The 16,597-nt window shown below is 69.3% G+C and carries 11 protein-coding genes and 1 pseudogene; 10 read left to right on the top strand and 2 right to left on the bottom strand.

Annotated elements, in window-relative coordinates:
* Together ACIQCZ_RS34095 and ACIQCZ_RS34090 are read left to right on the top strand one after the other, a co-directional pair.
* Positions 1-153: pseudogene (locus tag ACIQCZ_RS34095) on the top strand (IS630 family transposase); the annotation flags it as partial.
* A 45-nt stretch (positions 154-198) separates the two neighbouring features.
* Positions 199-1,428 (top strand): IS4 family transposase, encoded by a 1,230-nt coding sequence (locus ACIQCZ_RS34090; RefSeq protein WP_402288364.1) that lies wholly within the window; start codon positions 199-201, stop codon positions 1,426-1,428.
* Between the two features lie 197 nt (positions 1,429-1,625).
* Here ACIQCZ_RS34090 and ACIQCZ_RS34085 read toward each other — a convergent pair whose 3' ends face one another.
* Complete coding sequence (locus ACIQCZ_RS34085; protein WP_402288362.1) at positions 1,626-2,105, bottom strand: hypothetical protein; 480 nt, start codon at positions 2,103-2,105, stop codon at positions 1,626-1,628.
* A gap of 561 nt (positions 2,106-2,666) precedes the next feature.
* On the opposite strand from ACIQCZ_RS34085, the gene ACIQCZ_RS34080 reads away from it, so the two are divergent.
* The 8 genes from ACIQCZ_RS34080 (at position 2,667) to ACIQCZ_RS34045 (ending at position 14,854) form a co-directional block, all read left to right on the top strand.
* Complete coding sequence (locus tag ACIQCZ_RS34080; RefSeq protein WP_402288359.1) at positions 2,667-4,079, top strand: serine hydrolase domain-containing protein; 1,413 nt, start codon at positions 2,667-2,669, stop codon at positions 4,077-4,079.
* A complete protein-coding gene (locus ACIQCZ_RS34075) occupies positions 4,076-5,113 on the top strand; it encodes a dipeptidase (RefSeq protein ID WP_402288357.1) in 1,038 nt (345 codons plus the stop codon). The genes ACIQCZ_RS34080 and ACIQCZ_RS34075 overlap by 4 nt, the downstream gene beginning before the upstream one ends.
* A gap of 347 nt (positions 5,114-5,460) precedes the next feature.
* Positions 5,461-7,578 carry a dipeptide ABC transporter ATP-binding protein gene (locus ACIQCZ_RS34070; RefSeq protein WP_402288355.1) on the top strand — a complete coding sequence of 706 codons (2,118 nt, stop codon included), beginning with the start codon at positions 5,461-5,463 and terminating at the stop codon, positions 7,576-7,578.
* Between the two features lie 67 nt (positions 7,579-7,645).
* The gene (locus tag ACIQCZ_RS34065; protein ID WP_402288353.1) at positions 7,646-8,596 is read left to right on the top strand and encodes an ABC transporter permease; all 951 of its coding nucleotides are present in this window, start codon (positions 7,646-7,648) and stop codon (positions 8,594-8,596) included.
* Entirely contained in the window at positions 8,593-9,528 is a 936-nt protein-coding gene (locus ACIQCZ_RS34060) for an ABC transporter permease (RefSeq protein ID WP_402288351.1), read from the top strand. Before ACIQCZ_RS34065 ends, ACIQCZ_RS34060 begins: the two co-directional genes overlap by 4 nt.
* A gap of 62 nt (positions 9,529-9,590) precedes the next feature.
* Positions 9,591-11,450 carry an ABC transporter substrate-binding protein gene (locus ACIQCZ_RS34055; protein WP_402288349.1) on the top strand — a complete coding sequence of 620 codons (1,860 nt, stop codon included), beginning with the start codon at positions 9,591-9,593 and terminating at the stop codon, positions 11,448-11,450.
* A gap of 48 nt (positions 11,451-11,498) precedes the next feature.
* On the top strand, positions 11,499-12,767 hold the full coding sequence (locus tag ACIQCZ_RS34050) for an erythromycin esterase family protein (protein WP_402288347.1): 1,269 nt from the start codon (positions 11,499-11,501) through the stop codon (positions 12,765-12,767).
* Positions 12,764-14,854, top strand: coding sequence for a prolyl oligopeptidase family serine peptidase (locus tag ACIQCZ_RS34045; protein ID WP_402288344.1), 2,091 nt, complete (start codon positions 12,764-12,766; stop codon positions 14,852-14,854). Before ACIQCZ_RS34050 ends, ACIQCZ_RS34045 begins: the two co-directional genes overlap by 4 nt.
* 22 nt (positions 14,855-14,876) lie before the next feature.
* Here ACIQCZ_RS34045 and ACIQCZ_RS34040 read toward each other — a convergent pair whose 3' ends face one another.
* Complete coding sequence (locus ACIQCZ_RS34040; protein ID WP_402288342.1) at positions 14,877-16,544, bottom strand: PucR family transcriptional regulator; 1,668 nt, start codon at positions 16,542-16,544, stop codon at positions 14,877-14,879.
* Positions 16,545-16,597 lie beyond the last annotated feature (53 nt).

The raw sequence follows: 16,597 nt of genomic DNA, 5'->3' as shown, positions 1-16,597 counted from the left end.
CACAAAAGCGTGCGTTCCCTGGAGGCCGACATCCGAGCCTGGGTCAAGGAGTGGAACGAAAACCCAACACCGTTCACCTGGACCAAGACGGCCGACGAGATCCTCGACTCCCTCGCGCGTTTCTGCCAACGAATCTCCGGCGCAGGACACTAGGCCCAATACCGGTGACTTTGTTGGTGGTGGGTCGTTGGGTGTGGTGTGCCAAGGCCTGGACAGGTGAAGTCGTCGGGTGAGCGGTTGTCGGACCGGATCGCTCTGGGTGTGCTGACGCGGGTGTTTCCGCCCGAGTTGGTGGATGAGGTGGTTGTTGGATGTGGGCGTCTGGAACAGCGGTCGCGGCTGTTGCCGGCCCGGGTGGTGGTCTATTTCGTGCTCGCGATGTGTCTGTTCTCCGGGCAGGGCTATGAGGAGGTGGCCCGGCTGCTGACGCAGGGGCTGGAGCGGGTGCGGCGGTGGGAGAAGCCGTGGCGGGTGCCGACGACAGCGGCGATCGGCCGGGCCCGCCGGCGGTTGGGGCCGGAGCCGTTGAAGGTGCTGTTCGCGCGAGTGTGCCGGCCGGTGGCCGTGGAGGACACCGCTGGTGCCTGGTTTCGGCGGTGGCGTCTGGTTGCGGTGGACGGCACGGTCTTCGATGTGCCGGACACCGGGGCGAATAGCGCTTTCTTCGGCCGTCCCGGATCGGGCCGGGGACAGCAGCGCAGTGCCTACCCGCAGGTGAGGGTTGCTGCGCTGGTGGAGTGCGGGACACACGCGGTGTTCGCCGCGGCGACCGGCCCGCTGTCGGTTCATGAACAGCAGTTGATTCCCGCCCTGCTGGGCCGGCTCGAGCCGGGAATGCTGCTGATGGCCGATCGCGGCATCACTGGCTTCGAGCTGTGGCGGGCCGCCTCTGACACGGGCGCGGACCTGTTGTGGCGCGTCCGCAAGAACATCGTGCTCCCGGTCCTCGAAGCCTTCGACGACGGCTCCTACCTGTCCGAGATCGTTGCGGCAGGCGACCGCAAGCGCCGGGATCCGGTCCGGGTCCGCGTCATCGAGTACACCCTCGGCCGTGACGACAACACGGTCTACCGGCTGATCACGACCATCTGCAACCCGCAGGAGGCTGCTGCGGCCGACCTGGCGGGCCTCTACCATCAGCGCTGGGAGATCGAGAACACCCTGGACGAGATCAAGACCCATCAGGGCGGACACGGCCTCGTCCTCCGCTCGCAGTACCCCGATGGCGTCGAGCAGGAAATCTACGGCTTCCTTCTTGTCCACCACGCACTTCGGGACGTCATGCACCACACCGCTCACCAAGCAGGCCTCGACCCCGACAGGCTGTCCTTCACCCGCACCCTTCGCATCGCTCGCCGCCACGTCACCGACCAGGCGGCACTTTCCCCCCTCACGACTCAGTCGAGCCCTGACTCACACCATCCGTGAGCTGCTGGAACGACTCCTGCCACCCCGCAGGCAACGCTCCAACCCCCGTGTCATCAAACGCAAGATGGCCAACTGGCGCCTCAAACACACCCACCACCGCAACCCACCCCGACCACCCACAGCAGCAATCACACTGGTCCCACCCACCAAACCAACCAGCAAGCACCAGAAAAACACCTAAATCACCGGTATTGGCCCTAGGCCGGCCAGTCGACCTGCCCGTTCTCCACCTTGAGCACATGTGGCGTCAGGGCTTCGTGGAACCTGATGCAGCCGATCCGGACCGCGGCGTGATCCGCGATCAGGTGGGTGCTGTGCGCTCGGGCGGCCAGCCAGCTGAGCAGTTCGCCGACGATGTCGAATGCGTCGGGGTGAATCTCCTGCCGAGAGGTCAGCGACCAGCCCTTCCCGGGCAGGTCCACGCGACCGGCCAGCGCAGAGCAGAGCGCTCCGCCCACACGCGAGGCGGCGCCACTCTCCGCCAGCAGGGGATGCGGCTCGTCCACGACCACCGGATCCCCCGAGTCGTCCACGACCACGAAGGGGAACCGGGTCACGATGGACAGGCGCTCGGGCTGCGGCCCGATTCCCAGATGCCAGCGCAGCTCGGCGAGTTCCTGCTCGGTGATCTCGTCCCGCAGATCGACCGTGACCACCAGTTCATACACGTCGCTCACCCGGCGCACTCTACCGAGACGCCGGGTCACGATCCGGAGTCGGGGAAGGCGGGAACACCCTCACGGACGGTCCCCGAACGCCCCACCGCCGACAACGTATTTCGACCAGGTCGGGGTGGGCTGCCACCCGTCGAGAACTGATCCCCGGTCCGACCCGACAAACGATCAAGAGGCCGTTCCGGATCACTCCGCAAACGACCTCTGACCTGCGACTCATACGAGTCGGGACAACAGGATCCGAACCTGCGACCCCTTGATCTCCAGTTCTCGGAACGTAACAGACTCAATTGGGGCGTGAGTTGTGCGTCCGAGGCTCCGTCACGCGCTATCGCGCCTGCCGTGTGGTTCCCAACTGGTCCTCACCGCAGCCCTGCCCCGACCTCGCTTCGAAACGGACATCAACTTGCGAACCGCCCTCTGGGAGGCCGCTTCGTCACAAGCCTGCTTCCCCACCGGTTCGGCCAGTCGCACCAACGCTGGGGCCGCATGTGGTGGGAGTGGACGAAGAGGGCGGTTTCCGCAAGTCCTAAGCTCCTGCGCAGTCGAGCAGGGAGGGATGCCGTGCAGAAGCTGGACGGGGCGGATCAGCTGAACAAGCTGGAGGAGGTCGGTGCCTGGTTGCGCCGCAGGTTGCCGGATCTGCTCGTCGAGAGCCAGGTGCCCGGGGCAGCCGTGGCGGTCCAATCCGGTGATGAATGGGTCGAATCCGCGGCCGGTGTGCTGAGTACAGCCACAGGGGTCGACGCCACGGTGGACTCACTCTTCCAGATCGGGTCGATCACCAAGGTGATGACCGCGACGTTGGTCATGCAATTGGCCGACGAGGGACGATTGGATCTGGACGCTCCCGTACGGGCCGTCCTGCCGGAGTTCCGGATCGCCGACGAGGAAGCGGCGCGAGGAATCACCACGCGGCATTTGCTGAGTCACGTCGCGGGTTTCGAGGGGGACATCTTCACCGACACCGGCAAGGGTGACGACTGCCTGGAAAAGTACCTGGGCGTCCTGCGCGACGTGCCCCAGCTCTTCGAGCCGGGTGCGATGTTCTCGTACAACAACGCCGGATACTGCGTGCTCGGGCGGATCGTCGAGGTGCTGCGCGAGGAGCCGTTCGACGTCTGCGCGCGGCAGCACCTGTTCACTCCGCTGGGTATGAGTCACACCGCGAGTGACCCCTACGAGGCGATCGTCCACCGCACGGCAGTGGGTCACATCGAGACGGTGCCGGGGGCGCCGCTCGAGCCGACGCCGGTGTGGGCCCTGGCGCGCTCGAACGCACCGGCCGGATCGATGCTGGCGATGCGTGCGCGCGATCTGCTGGCCTTCGCCCGGATGCACCTCGCCGGAGGCCGGGGCCCCGACGGGGTGACCGTGCTCGGCCCGGAGACCGTCCAGGCAATGCAGCGGCCGCAGGTCACGCTGCCCGACATCGACCAGGGCACCGCCTGGGGGCTCGGCTGGGAACTCTTCGACCTGTCGGGCGGCACGGTCATCGGACACGACGGGAACACCATCGGTCAGTCGGCGTTCCTGCGCCTGGTGCCGGAGCGGGATGTCGCCGTGGCGATTGTTACCAACGGCGGCCTGTCACGGCGCGTGTACACGGAGATCGCGGGCCGGGTCCTCAGTGAACTCGCGGGGGTCGGTCTGCCCGCCTCGCCGGTGCCGGACGTGGGCGCTCCCGTTGCGGAGACGTCCCGGTACGTCGGTACGTACACGTCCAGCACCGCCGAGACCACGGTGATCCGGGACACCGCCGGGCGGCTGTGGCTGGAGCGCACTCCCCGGGGAGCCATCGCCGAGCTGGACGAGGCGCCGTATCGCACGGAGCTGGTCGGCAGGCGCGGTGACACCTTGATCCCGGTCGAGCCGGAGCGCGGGGTCCACGCGCCGCTCGCCTTCCTCGGTGACGACGGGCAGGGACACGCGCTGTATCTGCACACCGGCCGGGCCGAGCGGCGGGAACAGCGATGAACGAGATGCACCGGCGCGCGGTCGTGGCAGACCTGCACAACGACCTGCTGTGTGCGGTGGTCGCCCGGCCGGTGGACCACTGGGCGGAGTTCTTCCGCGAGCGCTGGCTGCCGCAATTGCGGGCCGGCGGGGTGAACCTTCAGGCGCTGCCGGTGTTCGTCGAAGATCCGTACCGGCCGGAGGGGGCGCTTCGCCGCACGCTGCGCATGATCGAGGCGGCGCACCGACTCGCGGCCGGCAATGCCGATGCCGTCACGCTGTGCACGGACGGCGCCCAGATCGACCAGACGCTGGCCGAGGGCCGGATCGCCCTGGTGCTGGCGCTGGAGAGCGCGCCCGGCGTGGGCGAGGACGTGGAGCTGCTGGAGACCCTGTTCCGGCTGGGGGTCAGGATCGCGTCCCTGGCCCACTTCGGTCGCACCGCCCTGGCCGACGGCAGCGGCGAGGACGCGACGGGCAGCCGGCTGACCCGCTCCGGGGTCGCGGCGCTGGCCGAGATGGAGCGCCTCGGCATGCTCTACGACATCAGTCATCTCGGCGCGTCCGGGGTCGAGCACGTCCTGGAGCTGTCCTCACGGCCGTTGATCGCCACGCACTCCAGCGCACGAGCGCTCTTCGACCACCACCGCAACCTCACGGATGAGCAGATCCGGGGCGTCGCCGCGGGCGGCGGAGTGGTGTGCGTGAACTTCTTCGCTCCGTACCTGCACGAGAGCGACTACTCGATCGGCCGACTGATCGACCACATCGAGCACATTGCAGGGGTGGCCGGCGTCGAGCACGTCGGGCTGGGTCCCGACTTCATCAAGGAAGTACTTGCCGACACCACCCCTCGGTGCTGCGAGCCGGTCTTCGTCGAGGGTGTGCCGGCCGACGCCTGTCTGCCCGGGCTTGCGGGTCCGGCCGGGCTGCCGCTGGTCACCGATGCACTGCAACAACGAGGGTGGCCGGAGCGCGACATCGTCGCGGTCCTGGGGGAGAACGTACGGCGCCTGTTGCGGAACGAACTGGGCCGGCCCGCGTCCGCCGGCTGAGAGCCTGTCGGGTGACCTTCGATCGGAGAGCGGACACGGCGTGGCGGGTGCGATTCCAAGGCGCCGCGATGGCCTCGGGCGGAGTCTCCCCTGCTCCTTGAGAGCTCGGGGAAGGAGCTACCAGGGCATTTCGGCAACGCCGGAGGGGGTCCCCTGGCCCTCAAGGTCTTGGGGGAGTACGCGCCACGCCGTGGCTGCCCGATCAGAGGTCGCCCGACAGGCTCCGAGAGCCGTGCGCGGCAGGAGATTCCCTTCGTGCGATCGGAACGACGCACACCTGAATGTTCAGTGAACCCGACGAACGACGCCTGAAGTACGTGTCTCAAAATCGTCGGATGATCGAGGAGATGGAGAGCCATATCGTGCGCGCGAGCGATGGTTTTGAGAACGCACGTGAGCCCGCGGACGGCAACCGAGTGCTGACGATCCGCAATCTGTCGGTCGAGATCCGCCGGGGCGACCGGATCGTCCACCCCGTCTCGGGCGTCAGCCTGGCGCTCGATCGCGGGGAGACCCTGGGGATCGTCGGGGAGACCGGATCCGGCAAGTCCATGACCGGCCTGGCCGTGATGGGCATGCTGCCGGCCGGCGGCCGGGTGACCGGCGGCTCGATCGACTTCGGCGGTACGGAGCTCGTCGGACTCCCCGCGGACCGGTACCGGACCCTCCGCGGCAACGACATCGCGATGGTGTTCCAGGATTCGATGACGGCCTTGAACCCCACCCGCCGCATCGGTGAACAGGTCGCCGAACCGGTGCGGTTGCACCAGGGCGCGTCGAAGCAGACCGCGCGCGCACGTGCCGCGGACCTGCTCGACCTGGTCGGGATACCGAAGCCCCTGGAGCGGTTGGACGACTATCCGCACCAGCTCTCGGGCGGCATGCGGCAACGCGTGATGATCGCGATGGCCCTGGCGTGCGAGCCGCGGGTCGTCATCGCGGACGAGCCGACCACCGCGCTCGACGCCTCCATCCAGGCAGAGATCCTCGATCTCCTGGACGACCTCAGGTCCCGGCTGGGCATGTCGATGATCCTCATCACCCACGACATGGGAGTGATCGCCCGGCACGCCGACCGGGTGGGCGTGATGTACGCCGGGCGCGTGGCCGAGACCGGGCCGACACCAGCTCTTTTCAGCCATACCCGGCATCGCTACACCCATGCGCTGCTCTCCTCCATCCCCTCGCTCACCCAGGACCGGCGCGAACAGCTCTTCAGCATTCCCGGCACACCGCCGGATCTGGCCGCCTCCTCCGCGGGCTGTCCTTTCGCGCCGCGCTGCGCGGCCGCGACGGACCGCTGCCACGAGGAACGGCCGCCGCTCTCGATGGAGGATGACGGGCACACCCACGCGTGCTGGCATCCGGTCGCCACGGCAGCAGTCCGTACCGGCTCAAGGGCATCGGCCGTCGCACGGCCCGTCGTCTCCCCCGAGGCCGCTGCCGCACGCGAGACGACGCCGCGGCTGCGGATCGTCGATCTCGGACTTGAGTACCCGGTGGGCGGACGGAGCCTCCTCGGGCGGCGCCGCACTGTCAAGGCGGTCTCCGGAGTGAGCTTCGACGTGGCGCCGGGTGAGACGTTCGGTCTGGTCGGGGAGTCAGGGTGCGGCAAGTCCTCGCTGGGCCGCATGCTCGTGGCCCTGAACCGGCCCACGTCGGGCGAGGTGATCTTCGACGGCGCGTCGGTGACCGGTATGAGTGCCCGTGAACTCGCTCCGCGCCGGGCCCAGTTGCAGATGATGTTCCAGGACTCGAACTCCTCGCTCGACCCCCGCATGCGCATCGGCGCGATCCTGCGCGAGCCCCTCGCGATCCAGGGCATCGGCAGGCGCGCCTCCCGGACCGCCCGGGCCCGCGAGCTCCTTGGGGACGTGGGGCTGCCGTCGGGCGTCCTGGAGCGCTACCCCCACGAACTCTCCGGGGGACAGCGCCAACGGGTGGGGCTGGCCCGCGCGCTGGCCCTGGACCCGAAGGTGCTGGTCGCCGACGAGCCGGTCAGCGCGCTGGACGTCTCCATCCGTTCCCAGGTCCTCAATCTGATGCACCGCGTCCAACGTGAACGTGGACTGAGCAGTGTCGTGATCTCCCACGATCTCGCGGTCGTGCGGTACCTGGCCGACCGTGTCGGAGTCATGTACCTGGGCAAGTTGATGGAGACCGGCACCACCGACGAGGTGTACGGGTCCACCGCGCACCCGTACACCGCGGGGTTGCTCGCGGCGGTTCCCGAGGCGGACCCGGCCGCGCCGCGCCCCCGGTCGGGCACGCGTGTGCGCGGCGAGCTGCCCAGTCCCATCGATCCGCCCAGCGGCTGCCGGTTCCGCACCCGATGTCCGCTGGCGACCGAGGTGTGCGCGGCGACGGAGCCCGCCTTCGCGACCCTCTCCGGCACGCACAAGGTCGCCTGCCACCACCCCCTGCGCTCGCCGGCCGCACAGCCCGAGGAGCTCTCCGCACGATGAACCGTCACTCACCACTCCCCTGCACGTCAGGGACCCCACGGATCTCCCGGAGAGGAAATGGTCACGCATGAGCTGGTACGTGGTCCGACGGCTGGCGATCTCCTTCGTCGTCGTGCTGGGCATCTCCGCGGTGGTGTTCTTCCTGCTGCACGTGGTCTCGGACGACCCGGGCCGCGTGGTCCTGGGACAGCGCGCGTCCCCCCAGGCCGTGGCCGACTTCAACCGGGAGCACGGGTTCGACCGGCCGCTCGTCGTGCAGTACCTCAGCTATCTGGGCCAACTCGCCCACGGTGACCTGGGCAGGTCCTACAAGCTCAACGAGAACGTGGGGGAGGTACTGCAGCAGAACGCCGGCCGCAGCGCGATGCTGTCGATCGCCGGCCTGGTCCTCGCGCTGCTGATCGCCGTCCCGCTCGGCATCCTCCAGGCGGTGCGCCGCAACAGTCTCGTCGACCGCGCCACCACGGCGGCCTCCTATGTCCTCTACGCGACTCCGTCGTTCCTGCTCGGCCTGATCCTGATCGCCGTGTTCAGCCAGTCCCTGCCGTTCTTCCCTGCCGAGGCGTCCCAGTCACACTCCTCGTGGGTGGTCCTCACCGATCCCCGCGCCATGGCCCTGCCCGTCATCACGCTCGCCGTCACCAGCGTCGCGATCTTCTCCCAGTATCAGCGCTCGTCGGCTCTCGACCAGCTCGGCCAGGACTACATCCGGGTCGCCCGGGCCAAAGGGCTCCCGGAGCGGAGCATCCTGACGCGCCACTTGCTGCGCAACGCCTGTCTGCCGTTGATCACGCTGGTCGGCACGCTCATCCCCAGCCTCCTGGCGGGCAACCTGATCGTCGAGTCGCTCTTCAACTACCCCGGCCTCGGCCTGCTGTTCCTCAACAGCCTGCAGCACGAGGACTACCCGGTGCTCCTCGCCTACACCCTGATCGGCGGCGTCCTCACCGTGGCCGGCAACTTCGCCGCCGACATCGCGGTCGCCGCCGCCGACAGACGAATCGAGTTGAACAAATGACCTCACGACACACGGACACAGCGGGGGCCCTGGAGGCGGGCGCCACGGCGCCGTCAGCAGCCGACCCGGCCGAACTGAACGACACGCGTGAGCGGTTCACTCTGAAGCCGGTGCTGCGCGAACTGCGGCACCACCCGCTCGGCCTCGCCGGCGGGCTCCTTCTGATACTCGTCGTCGGGTTCTGCTTCCTCGGCCCCCTGCTCTACCGGACCAACCAGACCGACGTGGATCTGGTGAACGCGGCCCTGCCGCCCAGCACCGAGCATCCGCTCGGAACGGATCTCAACGGGTTCGACGTGCTCGGCCGCCTCATGGCGGGCGGCAGGGTGTCCTTGCAGATCGGGCTGCTCGCCGCGCTGTTCGCCACCACGATCGGTACGGTCTACGGCGCCGTCGCCGGACTCGCCGGCGGGGTCGTCGACGGCTTCCTGATGCGGGTGGTCGACACCCTGCTGTCGGTCCCCTTCCTCTTCTTCGTCCTGATCCTCTCGGTGCGCTTCCACCCGAACGCCGTGTCGCTGAGCCTGGTCATCGGCGGGTTCTCCTGGCTGGTCTCCGCCCGGCTCGTCCGCGGCGAGGTCCTGACCCTGCGGGTACGGGAGTTCGTGCTGGCGGCCCGGGTGATGGGGGCCTCCCGCCCACGGCTCATCCTCACCCATCTGATTCCGAACGCACTCAGCGTGATCATCGTCGTCATCACCTTCCAGGTGGCCGACGCGATCCTCGTCGTCGCCGCTCTGGGCTTCCTGGGCTTCGGCCTGACATACCCGACCGCGGACTGGGGCAGCCAGCTCGCCAATGGCGCGACGTTCATCTCCGCCGACTACTGGTGGCTGGTGTATCCCGTCGGCATCTGCGTCGTCGTCACGGTGCTGGGGCTCAACCTGCTGGCGGACGCGCTCCGCGACGCGGTCGGTCACCGCGCCGGCTGAGGCCGCTCGCCACAACCGTCGCCTCTTCACCCTCTTCCACCACACCTCGCAGGGAGCCATCCATGACACATGTGCCCGGCAAGGCGCGAGGCCGCCGCTTCGCGGTGCTCGCCGCCGTGCTCGCCGTACTGGCCACGGCGTGCACCGGCGTCGACCCCGTCAAGGATCTGCAGGGCCGTTACAAGACCCTGCCGAAGGAATCCGGGAAGCCCAAGGACGGCGGCACGGCCACGGTCGCGCTGACTCCGGGGCTCAGCCCCAACTACATCTATCCGTATCCGCCGGCGTCCGCCAACGGCACCGTCATCGCCCGGGGACTCATGTGGCGCTCCCTCTACCGCCCCAGTGGTGAGGGCGACCAGATCGCGGACGCCGCACTGAGCCTGGCCGAGGCGCCCCGCTACAGCACCGACCGCAAGACCGTGAGCATCAAGATGAAGCACTACTCATGGTCCAACGGCAGGCCGGTCACCGCCGACGACGTCGTCTTCTCCCTGGCCCTGCTGAAGGCCGCACTCAAGGAAAGCCCGGCCAACTGGAGCTTCTACACCCCGGGGCAGTTCCCCGACGGCGTCACCGCGAAGGCCACCGCGTCGGACGAGCTCACCCTCAGGTCCACGACCGCGTACAACCCGTCCTACCTGATGTCGATGCTGACCCTGCTGTACGTGATGCCCGCCAAGGAGTGGAACATCGCCCGCACCTCGGGGCCGCACCTCGACTACACGCAGCCGAAGAACGCCAAGGCCATCTACACCTACCTCACCGAGCAGTCGGAGTCCCAGGCCACATTCGCCGACAACCCGCTCTGGCAGGTGGTCAACGGCCCGTACCGTCTCAAGAGCTTCGACCCCACGACCGGCTCGTTCTCCCTGGTCCCCAACACGTCCTACAGCGGCCCGGGCGGCTCACGGCTCGACCGCGTCGACTTCAAGTCGTTCACCTCCGCCCCGGCGGTCCTCAACCAGTTCAAGGCCGGCAACCTGACCGTCGGAACCCTGGACTCCAGCTTCATCATGCAGATCGACGCGCTGAAGAAGAAGGGCTACCACGTCTACGGCGCCCCGGCGCCCGCCCGGCTCGACCCGCTGGTCCTGAACTTCGAAAACACCACCCACCACTTCGACAAGGTGATCGCGCAGCCGTACTTCCGCCAGGCCCTGCAACACCTGATCGACCAGCAGGGGTACATCGGAAGCCGGGGCGTGTACAACGGTGCCGCCTCCCCCAACTACACCACCGCGGGCAACGACTCCCCATACCCGCCCGCGTTCGGTGCCGAGGCGCCCTACCCGTACGACCCGGCCGCCGCCAAGAACCTGCTCACCGACCACGGCTGGAAGGTCGAGCCGGGCGGCACCACCACCTGCCGACGCCCGGGCACCGGGGCCGGCGAGTGCGGGGCGGGCATCCCGCGCGGGCAGACGGTCGACTTCTCCCTCGCCTCCGCGAACACCCCGGCGCACGTCGGCGCCCGGGACACCGCCTTCGCGTCGGAGGCCAAGAAGCTGGGCCTCAAGGTCACACTCGTGAGCAAGTCGCTCAACTACCTGTACACCAACTACGGCAACTCCTTCGCACCGGCCAACAAGAACAAGTGGGCGGCACAGGACTACGGACCGCTGTACCTGGCGGCCGGATACCCGAGCAGCAACACCGTGTTCAACACGGGAGGCAGCTTCAATCTCGGCGGGTACCGCGACGCCGAGGCGGACAAGCTGATCGACGCGTCGACGTTCGGAGCGGATTCCAAGGCCCTGTCGGCCGAGGTGACCCACCTCGGCAAGGATCTGCCGGTGCTCTACTTCCCGACTCCGCACACCCTCGTCGTGTGGAAGAACAGCCTCTCCGGGCCGCCGTCGTCGTTCAGCTCGCTGCTCAGCTTCCTGTACACGCCGGAATTCTGGTACTTCCACAACTGAATGCCGCGCGCGGGAAGGTGGTGAGCCGTCATGGATACGTTCCACGACATGTCTGCCGACATGGCTGCGCTGCGTCAACTGATCGGTGGAGCAAGGGTGGTGGCGCTCGGCGAGGGCGCGCACAACATCACGGAGTTCTACGGGTTCAGGGACCTGCTGTTCCGGTTCCTGGTCCGGGAGTGCGGGTTCACCGGGCTGGTCCTGGAGTCCGGCTTCGCCGAGGGGTTGGCCGTCGACGAGTGGATCGACGGCGGGCCGGGACGGGTCGAGACCGTCGCCCGGGACGGCGTCACCTACCGCTTCGGCGAGTGCGAGCCCATGTGGAGGCAACTGCGCTGGATGCGTCGGCGCAACTCCGGCGGGTCGGCGAAGGTCGCCTTCTACGGAATGGACCTGCCGGGCTCGTCCACCTCCCCCGGCCCGGCGGTCCGTGCCTGCCTCGACCGGCTGCCCGCACGCCCGGGCGACGAGGAGTTGCTGCGGCTGAGCGATCTGGGCAACCGGTCGCAGGCGGCGGTCCGTTACGCGGCGATGTCCTCCTCGGACCGTGCCCGGCTGCTCGACGGCCTTCGTGGACTGGCCGAGCGCGCACTCCGCTCCCGCCGGCACAGCGGCCCGGACGACGAGGACGCCGAGATCGCCCTGTGGTGCGCGGCCTCGCTCGAAGCCTTCGTCGCCGAGGCCGACGAGGACGGGACCTCCTCGGAGGGTCCCTATCCGCGGGAGGCATTCATGGCGCGCAGCGTGGAGTGGATCCTGCGCCGGGAGCGGCGCATCGTGGTGAGCGCCCACAACGCACACGTCCGCCGGACACCGCTGCACGGTCGGCCGACCCTGGGCGGCCTGCTCTCCTCCGAGCTGGGAGCGGACCTCGTCGTCATCGGGATGACGTACGGCTCCGGGCCCGAAGTCACCTTCACCCAACGGTCGTCGCGTCCGTTCGACTGCGACGTCACGCTCGGGGCGCGGACCCTGACGCCGGAGTCCGTCGAGTCGCGGCTCGACCGTCTCGGCCCGGAGGTGACCCTCCTCGATCCGCGCCGCGCGCCCGCCGGGTTCTTCGACGGCGTCGAGGGGACGCTCGCCGGTGGGGGGCTCGACCCCGTCGACGACTTCCCGGCCGCCTACGACGCACTGCTCCACGTCCGGCAGGTGAACCGGATCCCGGGGGCGTTCGAGCGGCTGCATGCCGAGTTCGCCGCGGCTGCGCGAGCGGGCTTCGAGGCGGCCCCGGATGCAGATGCACCAGCAGATCAGTCCATGCGTCCCGGGAACCTTGACGGTCTCCCGGACACCGAGGAGTCGGAGTCACAGTGAACAGCAGCCCTCCGTCGTATCCGCCCGCGCGGACCGTCGACGCCTTCGAGGACGTCGCGGGCGTCCGGGTGCCGGACCCGTACCGATGGCTGGAGCCGGAGACCGACGAGGTACAGCGGTGGCAGCGCCGACAGGCCGAACTCGCCACTTCGATCGCCTACGACGGGCAGGACCCTGCGGACGTACGGAAGCTGATCGAGACCTACGACGCCGGGTCCCGCCCGGCACTGCCGAGGTTCGCGGCGGGCCGCTGGTTCCGCGCCGTGAACGCACCCGGTGTGGCGGCGCCCAGCGTGGTCGTCGCCGACCGGCCGTTCGGCGCGGGCCGACCGGTGGTCGACCTGACCGCGTTCGGCGACGGGCAGAGCCCCGCGTTCCTGTCGTGGTTCGCGCCGTCGCCGAACGGTCGCGTCCTGGCCCTGGGCGTCTGCACCGACGGCAGCGAGCACAACACGGTCCGGCTCATCGAGGTGGACTCGGGGCGTGTACTGGACGGCGCGCCGCGGCAGGTCCTGCACAGCGCGTGGGCCGGTGGCGTGTCGTGGCTGCCCGACAGCAGCGGCTTCTTCTTCCTCGCCCTGACCGGTTCGCCGCATCAGTTCCGGCAGGCCGTGTACCGTCACCGGCTCGCCACGCGGGACAGCGCGGGCAGCACCGTGGTGGAACCGATCCCGGTCGGTGAGGGCTCCCGGGAGTACACACTCGTGCAGTTCTCGGCCGACGGCCGCTGGGCCGTCGCAAGTCACCGGGTGGGCAGTCCTGTTCCGGTCGCCGTACGCGATCTGTCCCGGCCCGCCACCCCCTGGCGTCCCTTCGTCACCGACTGCGCCGGGACCGTCGCCGGACACATCGTCGGCGACCGCTACATCGCGGTGACCGATGTAGCGGCACCACGCGGGCGCGTGGTTGCGCTCCCGCTGGACGCCGCCGACCCCAACGACCCCGCCTCGTGGACGGAGTTGGTGCCACAGGGCGAGACGGTGCTGCGGTCCTTGTCTCCGGTCGGTGACCATCTGTACCTCAGTGAGTTCGACCAGACGTGCGCCCGGGTACGGATCCTCGACCACTCCGGCGCGGTCACGGGGGAGGTTCCGCTGCCCGGGCAGGGGGCGCTCTCCGCACCGTTCTTCGCCCTGACCGGCCTGGCCGTGGGCTCTCCCCCGGACGACTTCGTCTTCGCCTTCTCCACTCCGACCAGCTCCTGGGGCGTCTATCGGCACCGTCCGGGAGAGGCGGACATCGAGACGCTGTCGGCCCCGGCGGTCACCCTCGACGCCGACGTGACGTTCGAGCGGGCCGTCGCACTCGACGGCGTGGAGATCCCTTACCACGTGGTGCGACCGGCGGGCAGCGATCCGACACAGCCCGCGCCCACGCTGATCTCCGCGTACGGAGCGGCCAACGTGCCTCTGCTGCCGCAGTACCAGCCCGAGATGGCCGCCTTCGTCGCGGCCGGCGGCGTGCTCGTACGGGCGCATCTGCGCGGGGGCGGCGAGTTCGGCCGCGACTGGTACCTGGCCGCGCACCGGGAGCGCAAGCACGTGCGCGACCGCGACCTCATCGCCGTCGCCGAGCACCTCGTCGCCACAGGGCTCACCGCACCCGAACGGCTCGCGCTGACCGGTGGCTCCGACGGCGGTCTCATGTGCGGGGTCGCCCTCACGACGCGCCCCGAGCTGTGGTGTGCCGTGCTGCCGATGGCGCCGCTCCTCGACCTCATCGGGGGCACCCGCGATCCCTATCTGGACTTCGTCATCCGCAAGGCGTGGGCGGATCCGGACGATCCTGCGGAAGTACGGCGGCTGCTGCGGCTCTCGCCCTACCAGTTGGTGGGACCCGGCGTCTTCCCGGCGATCTATCTTCAGGCCGGGGCGACCGATCCGCGGTGTCCTCCCTGGCATGCGCGCAAGTTCGCCGCCCGCCTGCAGGCGGCGCAGGAAGGGGACGCGCCGATCCTCCTGCACGTCTTCGACAACGCCGGGCACGGCGCGGCGACGTCGTACGAGGTCGCGGCCGCGCAGGACGCCGAGTGGCTGGCCTTTCTGATCAGGACACTCGGTCTGGGCCGTCAGGAAGCTTCCGGATGAGCGGGCGGGACGGCCTGTCCGCTCATCCGCCGTCCGGGGTGGACCTGAGCGACATCAGGTGCAGCTGCAGCATGGCCGCGAGACGTGCGGACGGATCATTGAGGTCGATCCGGCCGACCTCCGCCGCGCGCCGAAGCCGGTAGCGGAACGTGTTGGGGTGCACGAACATCGAGGCGGCGGCCGTGGCGACATCGCCGAAGGCGTCGAGCCAACTCCGCAGCGTCTCGGCCAGGTTGGTCTCGTGGATCTCGTCGTAGGCGATGACGCGTGCGACGACGCCGCTGGGCAGGTCCCCGCGCGGGACGAGGTCGGCGAGCTCCAGCAGCATTGCCTCGACGTGGACGTCGTCCAGGCGGGCGACCGGCTGCCCGGCGGTTCCCGACCGCAGGACGCGCAACGCCCGTTCGGCTCCGGTACGCGACCGGGCCAGCGCCGCACTGTCCTCGGCGTACGTCCCTACGCCGATCACGGGGCGCAGCCGGGAGCCCACGCGGGCCAGGAACTCGGTGGCGATGCGGGCCGCCCGTTCCTCGGCGTCGTGCCGGTTCTGCGGAAGCAGGGGAAGGATGCCGTACGCGATGTCGCCGATCAGCGCCGCGGTGGCGCGCGGGTGCACCGCGGCCAGATGCATGGCGAACGCGTCTGCGAGGCGTTTGCGTTCGGTGGCGGTACGGGCGGGCAGTCGGTGTTCATTCGCCCTGTCGACGACGGTGAGTGCGAGAACGACGGCGGGCTCGTCCTTCAGGCCGAGGCGGCCGATCGCCTCGGGTGATCCAGGGCCGCTCTCCAGTGCGGTGGCCAGCAGCTCCGCGCGCTGCCGCCTTTCCATGTCCGCGTCCGCCCGCTGCCACACCATGTGCATCGCGACCAGCTTGGACGCCTCGTAGAGCGCTTCGCTGCGGTCCTCGCTCAGTGGCTCGGCGACGACCACCCAGATCGCGCCGAGGATCTCGTCCCCGGCGCGCACGGCGATCGCCGCGCGCGGCAGTTCGGGCGGCTGTGTGGTGTCGCCCGACTCGGGGAGAGACGCGACGAAGACGGGGCGGTCGCTGCGGTAGATCGCCTGGAACACTCCGCGTTCCTCAAGGATGCGCGTGTAGTGCTCGGGGACCTGCCGGCCCAGGATCGTCTGGACCCGCGAGGGGTCGGTGTCCTCCTGCCGGCTGGAGAAAGCCAGCAGGCGCGAGTTGCGGTCCTCGATGGTGACGGGCGCGTCCAGCAGCGCGGCAATCGCGTTGGCGACCGCGAAGAGGTCGCCGGACTCGATCCGGGTCGTGTGACCATCCATGTCATGCCGGTTGCTGTCGGTCGTCAGCGTCCGGAGCATCCCCGCCAGGTGCGTCCAGGAGGCGCCGCGGGCGAAGGAGAGCACGGCCACGCCCGATGCCTCGGCCGCATCGATCAGCGCCTTGTCTGCGGTGAGGGGCGCGCGTACCACCAGGGCCGCGGCGCCGCGCTGTCCGAGGCGGGTGACGACTCGGGCGATGTCGGAGAGGTCGTGCAGGGCTACGCCCAGTACCAGTGCGTTGTCGGGGAGTTCCGGCTCGTCGAGTGGGTCGTGGATGACGATGCCGCCGATGCCGTCGGCGCGTTCTACGTCACCGCAGACCACGTCGAGCAGGGTGGAACCGAGTTCCTCCAGGACGCGCGCGAGGCTCGCTCGCGGAAGGCTGGTCACGGGAATGAGCACGGGGCCGAAACTAGCCCGGCCCACCGGCGTCGGAGTTGGTCGCGCATGACGTA

Origin of the sequence: Streptomyces sp. NPDC093149, from assembly GCF_044754145.1 — a bacterium.
Lineage (GTDB): Bacteria > Actinomycetota > Actinomycetes > Streptomycetales > Streptomycetaceae > Streptomyces.
The sequence above is the reverse complement of the archived record's forward strand: the minus strand, read 5'-3'. Positions and strand labels throughout refer to the sequence as shown.